Here is a 19,049-nt window from a genome sequence, read left to right on the forward strand (position 1 = left end):
GTGGGAGCGGGCTTGCTCGCGAAGGGGCCATTCCTCACACCGAAGATTTCACAACAGAGGGGCTGCTTCGCATCGAACACAACCCGTAATAAATCACCCCACCCAACGCCGAACCGGTAAACCAGCCGTAGCTGTAAAACCAGCTGAACGCATCGCTGCCCAGCGACAGCAGGGTCAGCACCACCGGCACGCCAAACGCGGTGAACCCAGCCCAGTTCCACGCCGGATAGACGTCGTCGCGATAAAGCCCGGCCAGGTCCAGCTGCTGTTTCTTGATCAGGAAATAGTCCACCACCATGATCCCGGCGATCGGCCCGAGCAGGCTCGAATAGCCCAGCAGCCAGTTGGAATACACGGTTTCCAGGCTGACATCGGAAACGATCAGCCCCAGCTTTTTCAGCAGCTCATGGGCCATCAGCGCGAGCCCGACGAAGCCCGTGAGCAACACCGCTTTGGTGCGGTTGATCACCTTGGGCGCGATGTTCTGGAAGTCGTTGGTCGGCGAGACAATATTCGCTGCAGTGTTGGTCGACAGCGTGGCGATGATGATCAGCGCCATGGCCACCGCCACCCACAGCGGGCTCTGGATATGGCCGATCAGGCTCACCGGGTCGGACACGGTCACGCCGACCAGTTTCACCGACGCAGCGGTCATCACCACACCCAGCGAAGCGAACAGGAACATGGTCAGCGGCAGACCGAAAATCTGCCCGAGGATCTGGTCCTTCTGGCTCTTGGCGTAGCGGCTGAAGTCAGGAATGTTCAGCGACAACGTGGCCCAGAAGCCGACCATCGCCGTCAGCCCGGCGGCGAAGTAACTGACCACACTGGCGCCCTCCGGGCGTTTCGGTGGAATCGCCAGCAGCTCGGTCATCGACACATTGGGCATCGCCCACACCAGCAGGCCAATGCCGACCGCCACCAGCAGCGGCGCGGACAGGGTTTCCAGCCATTTGATCGACTCGGCGCCGCGGATCACCACCCACAGATTCAGCGACCAGAAGATCATGAAGCCGATCACCTCGCCCGTGCCACCGAGGGATTTCCAGCCGTCGAAGATCGAGCCGAGAAACAGGTGAATCGCCAGCCCGCCGAACATGGTCTGAATGCCGAACCAGCCACACGCCACCAGTGCACGAATCAGGCACGGCACGTTGGAACCGAGCACGCCGAACGACGAGCGCAGCAGCACCGGGAATGGAATGCCGTACTTGGTGCCGGGGAAAGCATTGAGGGTCAACGGGATCAGCACGATGACGTTGGCCAGCAGAATCGCCATCAGCGCTTCGCCGACGGTCAGGCCGAAATACGCGGTAAGTACGCCGCCGAGGGTGTAAGTCGGCACGCACACCGACATGCCGACCCACAGCGCGGTGATGTGCCATTTATTCCAGGTTCGTTCGCGCACCTTGGTCGGTGCCATGTCGTGGTTGTAACGGGGACTGTCGAGGACGTCACTGCCGGCTTCGAGTTCGAACAAGCCGTCGCGCTCGGTCACTTGCGATCTGTTCTGTTGCATGGCCGCTCCACTGTTCTTCTGATTATTTTTTTGCTCATCAGGCGGCTGCACACGGGGTGCGAGCCGGACGATGGCCGGAGGAACTGACAACTTTCGTGTACCGGCCATGGTGTCAGCGGCGGCATCAATAAACGTGCCGGGTGCCCCGCTTAACGGTAGGGCCGTGGTTCAAACACATTGCAACTTTCTGATATTGCTCGGTTTTAATTATTCACCGAAAGAGTCCGCGAAAACTTGTCTGCATGCTCAGGCCAAACGTTTGCCAAGTTGTCCGAACTGTCAGGACTCAATCTGGTGCACTGCACTTTTTTTCATCACGGACAATCAGCCGCAGCTCAACTTCAAGCGGCTGATTTCACATAGGAAATCTTGCTCATATTTCCATCCTGTCAAGTGCGTCAAAATGGTGAACAGCCTCACCATTTTGGTGATTTAGGTTTTTTTTCGTTGTTTTTCATAGAGTTAAAACAGTCATAAGCTTATAAAAAATAATCTTGATCAATTTCAAAACTGCGACTAGCTTCTATTCCTGACAGCACTGACAGGAATACGCCGATCAGCGTTGTACATCAATAAAACATTTAGAACCGGCACAAGTCGGTCATGCCTGCGAGGAACTCGGAATGTCTCTGTTGATCCGTGGCGCCACCGTTGTTACCCATGATGAAAGTTATCGCGCCGACGTCTATTGCGCCGACGGCGTGATCAAAGCCATTGGTCAGAACCTGGATGTTCCCGCCGGCGCCGAAGTGCTCGACGGCAGCGGCCAATACCTGATGCCCGGCGGCATCGACCCACACACTCACATGCAACTGCCTTTCATGGGCACCGTGGCCAGTGAAGACTTTTACAGCGGCACCGCTGCGGGTCTGGCTGGCGGGACCACCTCGATCATCGACTTCGTGATTCCCAATCCGCAGCAGTCGTTGATGGAAGCGTTTCATCAGTGGCGCGGCTGGGCCGAGAAGTCGGCATCGGACTACGGCTTCCACGTCGCGATCACCTGGTGGAGCGAGCAAGTACGTGAGGAAATGGCCGAGCTGGTCAGCCATCACGGGATCAACAGCTTCAAGCATTTCATGGCCTACAAGAACGCGATAATGGCCGCCGACGACACGCTGGTGGCAAGTTTTGAACGCTGCCTGGAACTCGGCGCGGTGCCGACCGTGCATGCGGAAAACGGTGAGCTGGTCTATCACCTGCAACGCAAGTTGATGGCCCAGGGCATCACCGGACCGGAAGCGCATCCACTGTCGCGGCCATCGCAGGTGGAAGGTGAAGCGGCGAGCCGGGCGATTCGCATCGCTGAAACCATCGGCACGCCGTTGTATCTGGTGCACGTTTCGACCAAGGAAGCGCTGGACGAAATCACCTACGCCCGCAGCAAGGGTCAACCAGTGTACGGCGAAGTGCTGGCCGGGCATCTGCTGCTCGACGACAGCGTCTATCAGCACCCGGACTGGCAGACCGCCGCCGGTTACGTGATGAGCCCGCCGTTCCGCCCGCGCGGCCATCAGGAAGCGCTGTGGCACGGTCTGCAAAGCGGCAATCTGCACACCACCGCCACTGACCACTGCTGCTTCTGCGCCGAGCAAAAAGTCGTCGGGCGCGACGACTTCAGCAAGATCCCCAACGGCACCGCCGGCATTGAAGACCGCATGGCGGTGCTGTGGGATGAAGGGGTCAACAGCGGACGTTTGTCGATGCAGGACTTCGTCGCCCTCACCTCCACCAACACCGCGAAAATCTTCAACCTCTACCCGCGCAAAGGCGCGATCCGCGTCGGCGCCGATGCCGACCTGGTGCTGTGGGACCCGCAAGGCACCCGCACCATCTCCGCCAAGACCCACCATCAGCAGGTGGACTTCAACATCTTCGAAGGCAAGACCGTGCGCGGCGTACCGAGCCATACCGTCAGCCAGGGCAAAGTGGTCTGGGCCGACGGCGACCTGCGCGCCGAGCGTGGGGCCGGGCGGTACATCGAACGGCCGGCGTATCCGGCGGTGTTTGATTTGCTGAGCAAGCGGGCTGAGAGGCACAAGCCGGCGGCTGTGAAACGCTGAAATCCAGGCCTTCGGCCTTCGCGAGCAGGCTCGCTCCCACATTTGAAATGCATTCCCCTGTGGGAGCGAGCCTGCTCGCGAAGAGGCCCTCCCAAACGACACAAAAACCACTGCCCATCAGAGGCAGAGAACCTCAATAACCGTGAGGCAAAAAACCGTGATCGAGACCCTGAACCATCTCCCGCATCCGCACGAAAGCGCGGCCGCCCTCGCCGGTCATTTCACCGATCTGGCGCCACCGCTCAACGCCCGGCAGGCACATCTGGAAGCCTCGCGCTGCCTGTATTGCTACGACGCGCCATGCGTCAACGCGTGCCCCAGCGAGATCGATATTCCGTCGTTCATCCGCAATATCCATCAGGACAACGTGCCCGGTGCGGCGCAGAAAATTCTTTCGGCGAACATCCTCGGCGGCAGTTGCGCCCGGGTCTGCCCGACGGAAATCCTCTGCCAGCAAGCCTGCGTGCGCAACAACGCCCAGGAATGCGCGCCAGTGCTGATCGGCCTGTTGCAACGCTACGCCGTGGACAACGCGCACTTCACCGAGCACCCGTTCCAGCGTGCGGCGAGCACCGGCAAGCGCATCGCCGTGGTCGGCGCCGGGCCAGCGGGTTTGTCCTGCGCCCACCGCAGTGCGATGCACGGGCATGACGTGGTGATTTTCGAAGCACGGGAGAAGGCTGGTGGCCTCAATGAATACGGGATCGCCAAGTACAAACTGGTCGATGACTATGCGCAGAAAGAACTGGATTTTCTCCTGCAGATCGGCGGCATCGAAATCCGCCACGGACAGAAACTCGGCGAGAATCTGACCCTCAGCGAGCTGCATCAGCAGTTCGACGCAGTGTTCCTCGGCCTCGGCCTCAACGTCAGCAAACAGCTCGGTCTGGCCCACGAAGACGCGCCCGGCCTGCTCGCCGCCACCGACTACATCCGCGAACTGCGCCAGGCCGATGACCTGACGCAACTGCCACTGGCCGAACGCTGCATCGTCCTCGGCGCCGGCAACACCGCGATCGACATGGCCGTGCAGATGGCCCGCCTCGGTGCCCGCGATGTGAATCTGGTGTATCGCCGGGGCGCGGCGGACATGGGCGCCACCGGTCACGAACAAGACATCGCCAAAGCCAATCAGGTGCGCCTGCTGACCTGGGCGCAACCGGAGGAAGTGCTGCTCGACGCGCAAGGCAAGGTGCGCGGCATGCGTTTTGCCCGTACACAACTGGTCGACGGTCGCCTGCAAACCACTGGCGAGACCTTCGAACTGGCCGCCGACGCGATCTTCAAAGCCATCGGTCAGGCCTTCGACAGCAGCGCCCTCGCCGACCCGCTGGCCCGCGAACTCAAGCGTCAAGGCGAACGGATTCAGGTCGATGACCACCTGCGCACCAGCATTCCCGGCGTGTATGCCGGCGGTGACTGCACCAGCCTCGATCAGGACCTCACCGTGCAAGCCGTACAGCATGGCAAACTCGCCGCCGAGGCGATCAACGCGCAACTGATGCTCAACGTGGAGGCTGCGTAAATGGCCGATCTCTCGATAGTCTTCGCCGGTATCAAAGCGCCCAATCCGTTCTGGCTGGCCTCCGCGCCGCCGACCGACAAGGCCTACAACGTGGTCCGCGCCTTCGAGGCCGGTTGGGGTGGCGTGGTCTGGAAAACCCTCGGCGAGGACCCGGCAGCGGTCAACGTCTCGTCGCGCTACTCGGCGCACTACGGCAACAACCGCGAGGTGCTGGGCATCAACAACATCGAACTGATCACCGACCGCTCGCTGGAAATCAACCTGCGCGAGATCACACAGGTCAAGAAGGACTGGCCGGACCGTGCGCTGATCGTCTCGCTGATGGTGCCGTGCGTCGAGGAATCGTGGAAACACATCCTGCCGCTGGTGGAAGCCACCGGTGCCGACGGCATCGAGCTGAATTTCGGTTGCCCGCACGGCATGCCCGAACGCGGCATGGGCGCAGCGGTGGGTCAGGTGCCGGAGTACGTCGAGCAGGTGACGCGCTGGTGCAAGACCTATTGCTCGCTACCGGTGATCGTCAAACTGACACCGAACATCACCGACATCCGTGTCGCTGCCCGCGCTGCGCATCGCGGGGGCGCCGATGCGGTGTCGCTGATCAACACCATCAACTCGATCACCAGCGTCGACCTGGAACACATGGTCGCCCTGCCCACCGTCGGCAACAAAAGCACTCACGGCGGCTATTGCGGTTCGGCGGTCAAGCCGATCGCGCTGAACATGGTCGCCGAAATCGCCCGTGATCCGCAGACCCAGGGCCTGCCGATCTGCGGCATTGGCGGCATCGGCAGTTGGCGTGACGCGGCGGAGTTCATGGCGCTGGGCAGTGGCGCGGTGCAGGTGTGCACGGCGGCGATGCTCCACGGCTTCCGGATTGTCGAGGAGATGAAGGACGGTCTGTCGCGCTGGATGGACAGCCAAGGCTACGCCAACATCGCCGAGTTCTCCGGGCGCGCGGTGGGCAATACCACGGACTGGAAGTACCTCGACATCAACTACCAGGTGATCGCCAGGATCGACCAGGACGCGTGCATCGGTTGCGGGCGCTGCCACATTGCCTGCGAAGACACTTCACACCAAGCGATCAGCAGCTTGAAACAGGCCGACGGCACGCATAAATATGAAGTGATCGATGATGAGTGTGTTGGCTGCAATCTGTGCCAGATCACCTGCCCGGTGGCGGACTGCATCGAGATGGTGCCGATGGAAACCGGCAAGCCGTTTCTGGACTGGAATCATGATCCGCGCAATCCCTATCATGTCTCAGCTTAGGGCAGGTAGCGTCTGAGCTGACGCCTTCGCGAGCAAGCCCGCTCCCACATTTGAAATGCATTTCAAAACGGTGGGAGCGGGCTTGCTCGCGAAGAGGCCAGCCGCTTCAACACCTATTTCAAGGCTCCAACCCGATCCCGCGCAATATCACACTGGTCACCGTCTGCACCGCCCGTTCGAACTGCATGTCCGACAGCGGTTGATGCTCGTTGAGAATATTCACCTGATGGTCGAAGTCGGCGTAATGCTGGGTCGAAGCCCAGATCATGTACAGCAGGCTCGACGGCTCCACCGGCAGAATCCGCTTGTCCTCGACCCACTGGCGGATCTTCGCTTCCTTCATTTTCGCCCAGTCGTACAGGCTCAGATCCAGCGCTTCACCCAAGGTCGGGGCGCCGTGGATGATCTCGTTGGCCCAGACTTTCGAACCGTACGGCCGGCTGCGCGAGTGGTTCATCTTGGCGCGGATGTAGCTGCTGAGCACCACCCGTGGGTCATCGAACATCTCGAAGCACAGTGCGTCCTGCTTCCACACTTCCAGCAGGTCGAACAGCACCGCGCTGTACAGTTCACTCTTGGTGGAAAAGTAGTAATGCAAGTTGGAACGCGGCAGCTGCACTTCGGCGGCGATGTCGGCCATGGCGGTGCCGCCGAAGCCTTTTTCGGCGAAGACTTTTTCCGCCGCAAGCAGGATTTTCTCGACGTTACTGCGACGGATCTCGATCTTGTGATTGCCCATGAGGGCTCCCTGACAACGACGTTGTTGAAGACTAGCATCCGCTCTGGCCTCGGGGCGACCGCTGCAAACAAAACTTCGTATGAAGGCCGGCGCATGGCTAAACTGGCGCTTCTTTGTCCTGCCTCAGAGGTATCCGCGATGCTGTTCAAGAACGTCCTGACCACCACTGCCCTGCTCGCTTCGCTGTTCGCCGCATCTTCGGTTTTCGCCCACGCCCACCTGAAAAGTGCCACCCCGGCCGCCGACAGCACCGTCGCCACGCCGGCCGATCTGCGCCTGACCTTTTCTGAAGGCGTCGAAGCCAGTTTCACCAAAGTCAGCCTGACCCACGACGGCGCCCCGGTCGCGATCAAACCGCTGACCACCGAAGGCGACAAGAAAACCCTGATCGTCACCCCCGCCGCACCTCTCGCCGCCGGTGAGTACAAGGTCGAATGGCACGCAGTGTCGGTCGACACACACAAGAGCGAAGGCGCCTACCAGTTCAAGGTTGGCCAGTAATTCATGAGTGAAGCGCTGGTGCTGTGCCGCTTTGTGCATTTCAGCGCGGTGTTGATGCTGTTCGGCGCCTGGCTGTTCCGGCCGCTGCTGCTCAAGGCACCAGTGCCGACACTGGATCGGCATCTGGCGCGACTGGCGCGCTGGCTGACGGCGATTGCGCTGCTCAGCGGTGTCACCTGGGCACTGTTGATCACCGCGAGCATGGCTGGTTCGGCGGCGGCCGCGTTCGACCCGGACACGATTGGCGTGGTTCTCGGCAACACGTTTTTCGGCCAGGTCTGGCGCTGGCATCTGCTGATAAACGCGCTGTTGCTGGCGTTGTTGTTCACGCCGTGGCGTTCGAGCCTGACGTTGCGCCTGGGCTTGAGCGCGCTGCTCTTGGCGACGCTGGCGCCGGTCGGTCACGGCGCGATGCTCGACGGCCTCAGCGGGCAACTGCTGATCCTTAACCAGATCGTTCACCTGACCTGCGTCGCTGCATGGCTGGGCGGCTTGTTGCTATTGGTGTTGATCCTGCGTCAGCCGAGCACAGCGATGGGGCGGATCCTGCAACGCTTCAGCGGTGTCGGTTATGCGATCGTTGGCGGCCTTCTGATCACCGGGCTGATCAACGTGCGCGTGCTGACCGGGCAATGGTGGCCGACGCCGCTGTTTGCAGGGTTTGCCTTGATTCTGCTGATCAAGGCCTTGCTGGTGCTGGGCATGCTCGCGCTGGCGCTGTTCAATCGCTTGCGGATTGATAATTGCGAACAGCGGATGGGCGCGCTCAAGCGCAGTGTGGTGCTGGAGTGGTTGTTGGGGATGGGGGCTGTTGCTGCGGTCTCCCTGCTCGGTACCCTGCCGCCGATGATTGCTGGATAAACCCAATCAGACTGTGGGAGCGGGCTTGCTCGCGAAGGCTGTGTATCAGATACGAAAATATCGCCTGACACACCGCTTTCGCGAGCAAGCCCGCTCCCACATTTTTGATCTGCGCAGGTCAATGCGGTTGTGTGTCGCCCGCCGCGGTGTCGATGCTGACCACCACCGACATCCCCGGGCGCAAGCGTTCCTCTTCCTGCTGCCCCTCATCAATGGTGATCCGCACCGGCACGCGCTGGGCGATTTTCACAAAGTTGCCGGTGGCGTTGTCGGCCTGCAACAGGGCGAATTCCGAGCCGGTACCGGGTGAAATGTGCTGCACATGGCCGGTGAACTTGCGGTGGTTCAGCGCATCAACGGTGAAGCGCACCGGCTGCCCGACGCGCACATTGTTCATCTGGGTTTCCTTCATGTTGGCGATCACCCATTTCTGGTTCGGCACCAACGCCATCAGTTGCGCACCGGAGTTGACGTAAGCGCCCAGGCGCACGCCGATCTGCCCGAGTTGGCCGTCGCGCGGGGCGACGATGCGCGTATTCGACAAGTCGATCCGCGCCAGTTGCACCGCTGCTTCAGCGCTGGCCACCGAGGCTTCCAGCGAACCGCGATTGACGATCACCGTCTGCAGATCCTGCCGGGCGATTTCCAGATTGGCCTTGGCCTGCGCCACCGCCGCAATGCTCTGCGCATTGGCCGCGAGCGTCACGTCCATCTCGCGTTTCGACACCGAGCCGTCACTCACCAGCTCCTTGTTACGCCGCAGATCCGCCTCGCTTTTACGCAACTGCGCTTCGCTGTCGGCCACCACCGCCTGACGCAATTTGATCGTCGCTTCGGCACTGTTGCGTTGCTGCACAACGTTGGCCAGCGCGGCTTTCTGCACCGCCAGTTGCGCCAGCGACTGGTCGAGGCGCTGCTGATAAATCCGGTCGTCCAGCCGCACCAGCAGGTCGCCGGCCTTCACGTACTGGAAGTCCTGCACCGGCACCTCGAACACGTAACCGCTGAGCTGCGGGCCGATGATCGTCACCTGGCCACGCACCAGGGCGTTTTCAGTGGTTTCGACCGCACTGCTGAACGGCGGCAACTGCCAGGCGTAGAGCACGATCAGCACACCGACGATGGCAATCGCGGCAAAGCCCAGTGACGAGATGATCCGCACCCGCAACGAGCGCGGCTCGGTGTTCGGTGATGACGGCGGTGCCACGCCTTCCGGGGTGGCGGCGATGGCATTGGTGGTTGTGGTGGTCGGTTCGGTCATGAATTGGAAGCACCGTCAGGAGGTACGGAAGGCGCTGGGTCGACGGCTTTGGTGGTGCTCATCAGCCACAGCGCACGAATGGACAGCCAGATCATGGTCAGCACCGCAATCACGGCGATCAGCATGAATACATCGTTATAGGCCAGCACGTTGGCTTCGCGAGTGGCCGCGTTGGACAGGCTGCGAATCCCGGCCAGATTGCGCAGGCTCGGGTCGGCCAGCAACGAGCCATAGGCCGACCCGCCGCTCTGTACGCGGGCGGCCACCAGCGGATCGGACAGCGTCAGGTGCTCGACCAGGTGACTGGAATGGAATTTCTCGCGCACGATCTGGAACGTGCCCAACAACGCCGCGCCGAGCAGGCCGCCGAGGTTGTTGCAGATCCCGAACAACACCGAAAAACTCACCAGATTGCGCGGATTGGTCAGCACGTTGCGGGTGCCGAAAACCATGGTCGGTCCCAGAAAAAACGTGCTGCCGAAGGCCAGCAGGAACTGGCTGAAATACAGGTTTTGCGGGCGGGTCAGGTTGTTGGAAAAACTGTCCATCACCGAACCTGTGGCCATCAGCGCCAGCGAGATGATCAGCGGCATCAGCAGGTGCTTGGGGTCGATGGTCAGTGCGCTGGTCGCCAGTCCGGCGACGCTGCCGATCAGCATCACCACATACAGGCTGTGCAACTGCTCATAACCCATGTTGAGGTTCTGCATGAAACCGACGGCGCCGGTGGATTGCTCCGAGGTGACCATGCGAATCAGGGTCACCGCCAGCGCCAGGCGGATCATCGTGCCGCTGCCGAGCCAGCGGGTCATCAGCATCGGGTTGCTGCGATTGTGTTCAATCGCCAAGCCCGCGAGGATCAGGGCAATCGAGGCCGCCAGCGCATAGCCGATCCAGTTGGCCTCCAGCCACCAGTCGATCCGCCCCAGCGACAGCACCGCGCAAAGCAGTGCCACGCCGCTGGCGAGAATGGCGAAGGTCAGAAAGTCCAGCGGTTCGAAGGTCTTGAAGCGGTCACCGGGCGGCAACTTGAGCAGCAGCACGCAGCCCAGCGACAGCAAGGCCATGCCCAATTCGAACAGGTACAAACCGCGCCACTCGGCAATCTGCAGCAAGTCCTCGGAGAACAAGCGCGCCAGCGGCAAAGCCAGTTGCGAGGCGCCGAGGCCCAGCACCAGCGCCTTCAACCGCCATTTGGCCGGAAACGCCTGAACCATGTAATACAGACCCAGCGAACTCAGCGCCGCACCGACCATGCCGTGCGCCGCCCGCACCGCGATGGCCGAGCTCAAGTCGTTGACGAACAGATGACCGAACGTCACCAGCGCATACAGCACCAGAAACACTTCGGTGAATGCACGCAGGCCAAACTGCTGGCGAAACTTCACCAGCAGCAGGTTCATCGACACGTTGGTCATCACGTAAGCAGCTGGCAGCCAGGCCATCTCCGCCGTGGTCGCGCCCAGCGCGCCTTGCAGGTAAGGCAGGTTGGCGACCACCAGCGAGTTACCCAAACCACCGGTCACCGCCACCAGCAGCCCGACCAGCGCATAGGCCAGGCGCTTGGGGTTGGAGTGCAGCGGCGTCGAGGGGGAACCGGGCAGACTGGGCTTCTCGTGAGGCTGCCAGTCGCGCGGGGCATATCGATCCATTGAAAGGCCTTGTGCTTGTGTTGCCGGGAGTTTGCCGCAAATCCTGCGGCAAACCCACAATCCTGTGGGAGCTGGCTTGCAGACGATGACGGCAGTCGGCTCGGCAACAGGCTGACTGGCAGACCGTTATCGCGGGCACGCCCGCTCCCACAGGGTTCGCGGTGGATTCGTAAATTCTGTTTAAAGGTCCTCTCGCCCGCAACGGATTTTTCCCGCGCCGGGCAACTGCCACCCTTGCAGCCCTTCTCAACGTGCAAGGTGCCCGTTATGACCACGCCCCACTGGCAACGCTCCCCACGCCTGCTGAAAAACCTTTTGGCCGCCGCCCTGTTGCTGCCCGCCCTCGCCTTTGCCCAGGAACGCCCGTGGCCGGACGGCTCGCAACTGGTGATCTCGGTGTCGATGCAGTTCGAAACCGGCGGCCAGCCCGAGGGTGCGGAAAGTCCGTTTTCCGGCAACCCATTGCCCAAGGGCTACCCTGATCTGCCGGCGCAGACCTGGTTTGATTATGGCTACAAGGAAGGCTTGTGGCGGATGCTCGACCTGTGGGATCGCACCGGGATCAAGGTCACCTCGCATGTGGTCGGCGAAGCGGCGCTCCAGCATCCGGAACTGGCGAAAGCGATTGCCGAGCGCGGCCACGAACTGGCAGCCCACGGCATGCGCTGGGCCGATTCCTACAACATGAGTTACGACCAGGAAAAACAGTTCATCGGCGACGGTGTCAACGCGGTCGAGAGACTTACCGGCCAGCGCTCGGTGGGCTACAACGCCAACTGGTTGCGGCGCAGCCCCAACACGCTGAAGGTCCTGCAAGACCTCAACTTCACCTACCACATCGATGATGTCAGCCGCGACGAACCGTTCGTGACCATGGTCCGTGGGCGCAAATTCGCCGTGGTGCCGTATACCTTGCGCAACAACGACATCGTGTTGATCGAGGGTCGGCATTTCTCCGCCGAGCAGTTCTATCAGCAATTGGTGCTGGAATTTGATCGCCTGTACGCGGAAGGCGCGAGCAAGCGGCGGATGATGTCGGTGAGCCTGCACGACCGCATCGGCGGCACCCCGGCGATGGTCGAGGCGATGGAACGTTTTATCCGCTATGCGCAGTCCCATCCAAAAGTGACATTCATGCGTAAGGACCAGATCGCCCGGATCGTCCTGACCGAGAAAAACCCGCTGATCGACAACACAGAGGCGCTCTATAACCGGTAAACCCGCCGAAAACAGCCCTCTTCGCAGCATTTGGAGGGCTGCCAAATCGTGCAAAATAATCGTAACAAGCCCTGTTGACTTTTGCGCAAAACCTCGCAACTATCCGCAACCATGTTGTACGACGACGTATGACAAATAATAAAAACAACAACAGGGAGCGTCACAGTGAGCACACTCGTCTGCAATTCCGTTCGCACGTCCCGTATTTCCTTCCCCCGCCCGTGTTCCACCCTGAGTTTGATCGGCTGCAGCAGCCTCGCCCTGGTTTTGCCGATGAGCGCAGACGCCGAAGGCTTCCTCGAAGACAGCAAAGCCACGCTGAACCTGCGCAACGCCTACTTCAATCGCAACTTCGTCAACCCGAACTACCCGCAGGGCAAGGCTGAAGAGTGGACGCAAAACTTCATCCTTGATGCCAAATCCGGCTTCACCCAAGGCACCGTCGGCTTCGGTCTCGATGTGCTGGGGATGTATTCGCAAAAACTCGATGGCGGCAAGGGCACCGGCGGTACGCAACTGTTGCCGATTCACGATGACGGGCGTCCGGCGGACAACTTCGGTCGCCTCGGCGTGGCGCTGAAGGCCAAGGTGTCGAAGACCGAATTGAAGGTTGGCGAATGGATGCCGGTGCTGCCGATCCTGCGCTCGGACGATGGCCGCTCGTTGCCGCAGACCTTTCGCGGTGGCCAGATCACCTCCACCGAAATCAACGGCCTGACCCTCTACGGTGGGCAGTTCCGTGGCAACAGCCCGCGCAACGATGCCAGCATGGAAGACATGTCGATGAACGGCCGCGGCGCCTTCACCTCCGACCGTTTCAACTTCGGCGGCGGCGAATACACCTTCAACGACAAGCGCACCCTGGTCGGCGTGTGGTACGCCGAACTCAGCGACATCTACCAGCAGCAGTATTTCAACCTCAGCCACAGCCAGCCGCTGGGTGACTGGACGCTGGGCGCCAACCTCGGTTTCTTCACCGGCAAGGAAGACGGCAGCGCCCAGGCCGGCGACCTCGATAACAAGACTGCATTTGCCATGCTGTCGGCCCGCTACGGCGGCAACACCTTCTATGTCGGCCTGCAAAAACTCAGCGGCGACGACGCGTGGATGCGGGTCAACGGCACCAGCGGCGGCACCCTGGCCAACGACAGCTACAACGCCAGTTATGACAACGCCAAAGAGCGCTCCTGGCAGTTGCGTCATGACTACAACTTCGTCGCCCTCGGCATTCCCGGCCTGACCCTGATGAACCGTTACATCAGCGGCGACAACGTGCACACCGGGACGATCACCGACGGCAAGGAATGGGGTCGCGAGTCGGAACTGGGATACACCGTGCAGAGCGGGCCGTTGAAAAACCTCAACGTGAGATGGCGCAACGCGACGATCCGCCGGGACTTCAGCACCAATGAGTTCGACGAGAACCGGATCTTTGTCAGCTATCCGATTTCGTTGTTGTAAAGCCAGTCCTCACACCGGGTTTCCCTGTGGGAGCGAGCTTGCTCGCGAATGCGTCGGGTCAGTCAATTCATCTTTCAATGACACACCGCTTTCGCGAGCAAGCCCGCTCCCACAAGGGGATTGCATTGCAACGAAGGCGTCGCGGTGATTGAAAAGTGAATGAGCCCCTTCCGTCATTTACCCCAAAAGTCGCGTTGACAAGTTCCGGAAACCCTACCGATACTTCAGCGAAGTCATACGACAACCTACAACAAACCTAATAACAACGTGTAAGGGATTGCCATGACGTCTACCTCTATTCCCCGCGCCCCGTTCAACCGTCTGCTGCTGACCGGCGCTGCCGGTGGCCTGGGCAAAGTCCTGCGCGAACGTATGCGCCCTTATGCCCATGTCCTGCGCCTGTCGGACATCGCCGCCCTCGCCCCAGCCATTGATGATCGCGAAGAAATCGTCCCCTGCGACCTTGCCGACAAACAGGCGGTGCACCAACTGGTCGAAGGCGTCGACGCAATCCTGCACTTCGGCGGTGTCTCCGTGGAGCGGCCCTTCGAAGAAATCCTCGGCGCCAACATTTGCGGCGTATTTCACATCTACGAAGCTGCACGCCGCCATGGTGTGAAGCGCGTGATCTTCGCCAGTTCCAACCACGTCATCGGCTTCTACAAACAGGACGAGCCGCTCGACGCCAGCTGCGCCCGCCGCCCCGACGGCTACTACGGATTGTCCAAGTCCTACGGCGAAGACATGGCCAGTTTCTACTTTGATCGCTACGGCATCGAGACCGTCAGCATCCGCATCGGCTCCTCGTTCCCCGAGCCGCAGAACCGCCGAATGATGCACACCTGGCTGAGCTTCGACGACCTCACCCAATTGCTCGAGCGCGCGCTGTACACGCCAAACGTGGGCCATACCGTGGTCTATGGAATGTCCGCCAACAAGGACGTCTGGTGGGACAACCGCTTCGCCAGCCACCTCGGTTTTGAAGCCAAGGACAACTCCGAAGTGTTCCGCGAAAAAGTCGAAGCGCAGCCAATGCCCGCCGCCGATGACCCGGCGCGGGTCTATCAGGGCGGCGCGTTCGTCGCGGCCGGCCCCTTCGGCGACTGAACACTCTGCCAACGACGCAAAGGAATGAGTATGCAAGCCGAATTGATCGTCGATGCTCGCAACGCCGTGGGCGAAAGCCCGGTCTGGGTGCCGCAGGAAAACGCGCTGTATTGGGTCGATATTCCCAACGGCGGGCTGCAACGCTGGAGCGCTGACACCGGCCATGTGCATGCCTGGAAAACCCCGCAGATGCTCGCCTGCATCGCCCGTCACAGCGGTGGCGGCTGGGTTGCCGGCATGGAGAGCGGCTTTTTTCATCTGCACCCGCACAGCGATGGCAGCCTCGACAGCGAATGGCTCGCCACCGTCGAACACGGCCGAGCAAACATGCGCCTCAACGACGGTCGCTGCGACCGCCAGGGCCGTTTCTGGGCTGGCAGCATGGTGCTGAACATGGGCCTGAACGCATCCGAAGGCCGGCTCTACCGCTACGGCGCCGGGCAGTCTGGTGTGATCGAAGCGCAACTCGACGGCTTGATCGTGCCCAACGGCCTCGGCTTCAGCCCTGACGGCAAGACGATGTACCTGTCCGATTCACATCCGCACGTGCAATTGATCTGGGCCTTCGATTACGACACCGAGACCGGCACACCATCGAATCGGCGGATCTTCGTTGACATGAAGCACTTCCCCGGCCGGCCGGATGGCGCTGCCGTGGATGCCGAAGGCTGCTACTGGATCTGCGCCAACGACGCCGGACTGATTCACCGTTTTTCCCCGGACGGCCGCCTCGATTTCTCGCTGCAAGTGCCGGTGAAGAAACCGACGATGTGTGCCTTCGGCGGCAGCCGCCTGGACACCCTCTTCGTGACCTCGATTCGTCCCGGCGACGACCGCGATCCGCAATCCCTGGCCGGCGGCGTGTTCGCCCTCAATCCCGGAGTCAAAGGCCTGGAAGAACCACTGTTCGACGATTCCCTGTAACACCCGCCTCTGCTGCACCGCTGCGCCTTGAACACAACAATAACAAGACTGGAGACTCACCCCCATGAACTTCAAACGCACCTTGCTGGCCGCTGCACTCCCGCTGATGTTCACCTTCACTGGTGCCGCCCAGGCCCTGCAACTCAAATTCGCTGACATCCATCCCGCCGGTTATCCCACCGTGGTGGCCGAAGAAAACATGGGCAAGACCCTGACCAAGGAGACCAACGGCGAGCTGACCTTCCAATACTTTCCCGGCGGCGTGCTGGGCTCAGAAAAGGAAGTCATCGAGCAGATGCAAGTCGGCGCGGTACAGCTGTCTCGCGTCAGCCTGGGTATCGTCGGCCCGGTAGTGCCGGACGTGAACGTGTTCAACATGCCGTTCATCTTCCGCGACCATCAACACATGCGTAACGTCATCGATGGCGCAGTGGGCGACGAGATCCTCGACAAAATCACCAACTCCGAATTCGGCCTCGTGGCTCTGGCCTGGATGGACGGCGGCACGCGCAACGTCTACACCAAGAAACCGGTGCGCAAGCTCGAAGACCTCAAGGGCATGAAGATTCGCGTGCAAGGCAACCCAATGTTCATCGACATGATGAACGCCATGGGCGGTAACGGTATCGCCATGGACACCGGGGAAATCTTCAGCGCCTTGCAAACCGGCGTGATCGACGGCGCGGAAAACAACCCGCCAACCCTGCTTGAACACAACCACTTCCAGAATGCCAAGTTCTACAGCCTGACCGGTCACCTGATCCTGCCAGAGCCGATTGTGATGTCGAAAATCACCTGGGAAAAACTCACCCCGGATCAACAGGCGCTGGTCAAGACCGCCGCCAAGGCTGCCCAGGCTGAAGAGCGCGTGCTGTGGGACAAGAAGTCCGCTGCCAGCGAAGAAAAACTCAAGGCCGCTGGCGTCGAGTTCATCGAGGTCGACAAGAAACCCTTCTACGACGCCACCGCACCGGTGCGGGAAAAGTACGGTGCGAAGTACGCCGACCTGATCAAGAAAATCGAAGCCGTTCAGTAACGCCTCCCGCTCCGTCCTCATTAACCAGGCCCGGCGCACCTGATCACTCAGGCGCGCCCGGTTACGGTGGAACCCGATGAAGAATCTACTGCTGCGTATCAACGACAAGATCTACATGACGTGCATCTGGGTCGCCGGCCTTTCCGTCCTGGCGATTTCCCTGATGATTCCCTGGGGCGTCTTCGCCCGCTACGTGCTGGGCACCGGTTCGAGCTGGCCAGAGCCGACGGCGATCCTGCTGATGATGGTGTTCACCTTCATCGGTGCCGCCGCCAGTTACCGCGCCGGCGCGCACATGGCCGTGGCCATGCTCACCGACCGCATGCCACCGGAACTCAGATCTGCGGCGGCGATATTCTCGCAACTGCTCATGGCGTCGATCTGCATTTTCATGACCATCTGGGGCGCCAAGTTGTGCATGTCCACCTGGAACCAGTTCATGGCGGCCCTGCCCGATCTGCGGGTTGGCGTGACCTATCTGCCGATTCCCGTGGGCGGCTTGCTGACGCTGGTTTTCGTCCTGGAAAAACTCTTGCTCGGTGACCAGAGCAAACGGCGGGTCGTGCAGTTCGATCTGGTTGAAGAAAGTGAAGGTGGCGCTTAATGGACGCTCTGATTCTGCTGGGCAGTTTTATCCTGTTGATCCTGATCGGCATGCCAGTCGCCTATGCGCTGGGCGCCGCCGCGCTGATCGGTGCATGGTGGATCGACATCCCGTTCCAGGCGGTGATGATCCAGGTCGCGTCGGGGGTGAACAAGTTCTCGCTGCTGGCCATTCCGTTCTTCGTTCTGGCCGGCGCGATCATGGCCGAGGGCGGCATGTCCCGGCGTTTGGTGGCATGTGCCGGGGTGCTGGTGGGTTTCGTGCGCGGTGGCCTGTCGCTGGTCAACATTGTCGCCTCGACCTTTTTCGGCGCGATCTCCGGTTCCTCGGTGGCCGACACCGCGTCGGTGGGTTCGGTACTGATTCCGGAAATGGAACGCAAGGGCTATCCACGGGATTTCTCCACCGCGGTGACCGTCAGCGGCTCGGTGCAAGCCCTGCTCACTCCGCCAAGCCATAACTCGGTTCTCTACTCCCTGGCCGCCGGTGGTACGGTTTCGATTGCCTCGCTGTTCATGGCGGGCATCGTGCCGGGGTTGCTGATGAGCGCCTGCCTGATGGTGCTGTGCCTGATTTTCGCGAAAAAACGCGACTACCCCAAGGGTGAAGTCATCCCGATGCGCCAGGCGTTGAAAATCGTCGGCGAAGCCCTCTGGGGCCTGATGGCGATGGTGATCATCCTCGGTGGCATCCTCTCGGGGATTTTCACCGCCACGGAATCGGCGGCCATCGCCGTGTTGTGGTCGTTCTTCGTGACCATGTTCATCTACCGCGACTACAAGTGGCGTGAACTGCCGAAGCTGATGCACCGCACGGTACGCACCATTTCCATCGTGATGATCCTGATCGGTTTCGCCGCGAGCTTCGGCTACATCATGACCCTGATGCAGATTCCGGCGAAAATCACCACGCTGTTCCTGACCCTGTCGGACAACCGCTACGTGATCCTGATGTGCATCAACGTCATGCTGCTCTTGCTCGGCACAGTGATGGACATGGCGCCGCTGATTCTGATTCTGACGCCGATCCTGATGCCGGTGATTCTCGGCATCGGTGTCGACCCGGTGCAGTTCGGCATGATCATGCTGGTCAACCTCGGGATCGGGCTGATAACACCGCCGGTGGGCGCGGTGCTGTTTGTCGGCTCGGCGGTGGGCAAGGTCAGTATCGAGAGCACCGTGAAGGCGCTGCTGCCGTTTTATGCGGTGCTGTTTCTGGTGTTGATGCTGGTGACCTATATTCCGGCGATTTCGCTGTGGTTGCCGCATCTGGTGTTGTAACCGGTTGATGGATCGCAGCCCTC

16 protein-coding genes are annotated in these 19,049 nt (G+C 60.9%); 12 read left to right on the plus strand and 4 right to left on the minus strand.

Annotation, left to right across the window (positions count from 1 at the left end; translation table 11 throughout):
* Positions 1-34: 34 nt before the first annotated feature.
* On the minus strand, positions 35-1,519 hold the full coding sequence (locus LVD08_RS15065; RefSeq protein ID WP_247268539.1) for an NCS1 family nucleobase:cation symporter-1: 1,485 nt from the start codon (positions 1,517-1,519) through the stop codon (positions 35-37).
* Between the two features lie 623 nt (positions 1,520-2,142).
* Between LVD08_RS15065 and hydA the strand changes: the two genes are divergently transcribed.
* From hydA to preA, 3 genes are all read left to right on the plus strand, one after another.
* On the plus strand, positions 2,143-3,582 hold the full coding sequence (gene hydA, locus LVD08_RS15070; protein ID WP_247268540.1) for a dihydropyrimidinase: 1,440 nt from the start codon (positions 2,143-2,145) through the stop codon (positions 3,580-3,582).
* 157 nt (positions 3,583-3,739) lie between these two features.
* The gene (locus LVD08_RS15075) at positions 3,740-5,107 is read left to right on the plus strand and encodes an NAD(P)-dependent oxidoreductase (RefSeq protein ID WP_247268541.1); all 1,368 of its coding nucleotides are present in this window, start codon (positions 3,740-3,742) and stop codon (positions 5,105-5,107) included.
* Positions 5,108-6,382, plus strand: coding sequence for an NAD-dependent dihydropyrimidine dehydrogenase subunit PreA (gene preA, locus LVD08_RS15080; protein WP_247268542.1), 1,275 nt, complete (start codon positions 5,108-5,110; stop codon positions 6,380-6,382).
* A 118-nt stretch (positions 6,383-6,500) separates the two neighbouring features.
* On the opposite strand, the gene LVD08_RS15085 is transcribed toward preA, so the two are convergent.
* Complete coding sequence (locus LVD08_RS15085) at positions 6,501-7,121, minus strand: TetR/AcrR family transcriptional regulator (protein WP_027613201.1); 621 nt, start codon at positions 7,119-7,121, stop codon at positions 6,501-6,503.
* A gap of 138 nt (positions 7,122-7,259) precedes the next feature.
* On the opposite strand from LVD08_RS15085, the gene copC reads away from it, so the two are divergent.
* Both copC and copD read left to right on the plus strand, forming a co-directional pair.
* Positions 7,260-7,622, plus strand: a complete 363-nt coding sequence (gene copC, locus LVD08_RS15090) for a copper homeostasis periplasmic binding protein CopC (RefSeq protein WP_097087997.1) — start codon at positions 7,260-7,262, stop codon at positions 7,620-7,622.
* Between the two features lie 3 nt (positions 7,623-7,625).
* On the plus strand, positions 7,626-8,483 hold the full coding sequence (copD, locus tag LVD08_RS15095) for a copper homeostasis membrane protein CopD (RefSeq protein WP_247268543.1): 858 nt from the start codon (positions 7,626-7,628) through the stop codon (positions 8,481-8,483).
* A 118-nt stretch (positions 8,484-8,601) separates the two neighbouring features.
* On the opposite strand, the gene LVD08_RS15100 is transcribed toward copD, so the two are convergent.
* Complete coding sequence (locus tag LVD08_RS15100) at positions 8,602-9,744, minus strand: HlyD family secretion protein (protein ID WP_027613204.1); 1,143 nt, start codon at positions 9,742-9,744, stop codon at positions 8,602-8,604.
* On the minus strand, positions 9,741-11,396 hold the full coding sequence (locus LVD08_RS15105; protein WP_027613205.1) for an MFS transporter: 1,656 nt from the start codon (positions 11,394-11,396) through the stop codon (positions 9,741-9,743). Before LVD08_RS15105 ends, LVD08_RS15100 begins: the two co-directional genes overlap by 4 nt.
* Positions 11,397-11,663: 267 nt before the next feature.
* On the opposite strand from LVD08_RS15105, the gene LVD08_RS15110 reads away from it, so the two are divergent.
* The 7 genes from LVD08_RS15110 to LVD08_RS15140 all read left to right on the plus strand — a co-directional run bounded on the left by LVD08_RS15110 (position 11,664) and on the right by LVD08_RS15140 (position 19,026).
* A complete protein-coding gene (locus LVD08_RS15110; protein ID WP_247268544.1) occupies positions 11,664-12,614 on the plus strand; it encodes a polysaccharide deacetylase family protein in 951 nt (316 codons plus the stop codon).
* 165 nt (positions 12,615-12,779) lie between these two features.
* Complete coding sequence (locus LVD08_RS15115; protein WP_096795910.1) at positions 12,780-14,075, plus strand: OprD family porin; 1,296 nt, start codon at positions 12,780-12,782, stop codon at positions 14,073-14,075.
* A 282-nt stretch (positions 14,076-14,357) separates the two neighbouring features.
* Entirely contained in the window at positions 14,358-15,182 is an 825-nt protein-coding gene (locus LVD08_RS15120; RefSeq protein ID WP_135295487.1) for an NAD-dependent epimerase/dehydratase family protein, read from the plus strand.
* 30 nt (positions 15,183-15,212) lie between these two features.
* Entirely contained in the window at positions 15,213-16,106 is an 894-nt protein-coding gene (locus LVD08_RS15125; RefSeq protein ID WP_247268545.1) for an SMP-30/gluconolactonase/LRE family protein, read from the plus strand.
* Positions 16,107-16,170: 64 nt separating this feature from the next.
* Positions 16,171-17,142 carry a TRAP transporter substrate-binding protein gene (locus LVD08_RS15130; RefSeq protein WP_223027700.1) on the plus strand — a complete coding sequence of 324 codons (972 nt, stop codon included), beginning with the start codon at positions 16,171-16,173 and terminating at the stop codon, positions 17,140-17,142.
* Between the two features lie 76 nt (positions 17,143-17,218).
* Positions 17,219-17,746, plus strand: coding sequence for a TRAP transporter small permease (locus LVD08_RS15135; RefSeq protein ID WP_247268546.1), 528 nt, complete (start codon positions 17,219-17,221; stop codon positions 17,744-17,746).
* Positions 17,746-19,026, plus strand: a complete 1,281-nt coding sequence (locus LVD08_RS15140; protein ID WP_027613212.1) for a TRAP transporter large permease — start codon at positions 17,746-17,748, stop codon at positions 19,024-19,026. The genes LVD08_RS15135 and LVD08_RS15140 overlap by 1 nt, the downstream gene beginning before the upstream one ends.
* Positions 19,027-19,049: the final 23 nt, after the last annotated feature.

The sequence above is a fragment of the Pseudomonas sp. YL2 genome, assembly GCF_023063025.1.
In the GTDB taxonomy this organism is placed as follows: domain Bacteria; phylum Pseudomonadota; class Gammaproteobacteria; order Pseudomonadales; family Pseudomonadaceae; genus Aquipseudomonas; species Aquipseudomonas putida_A.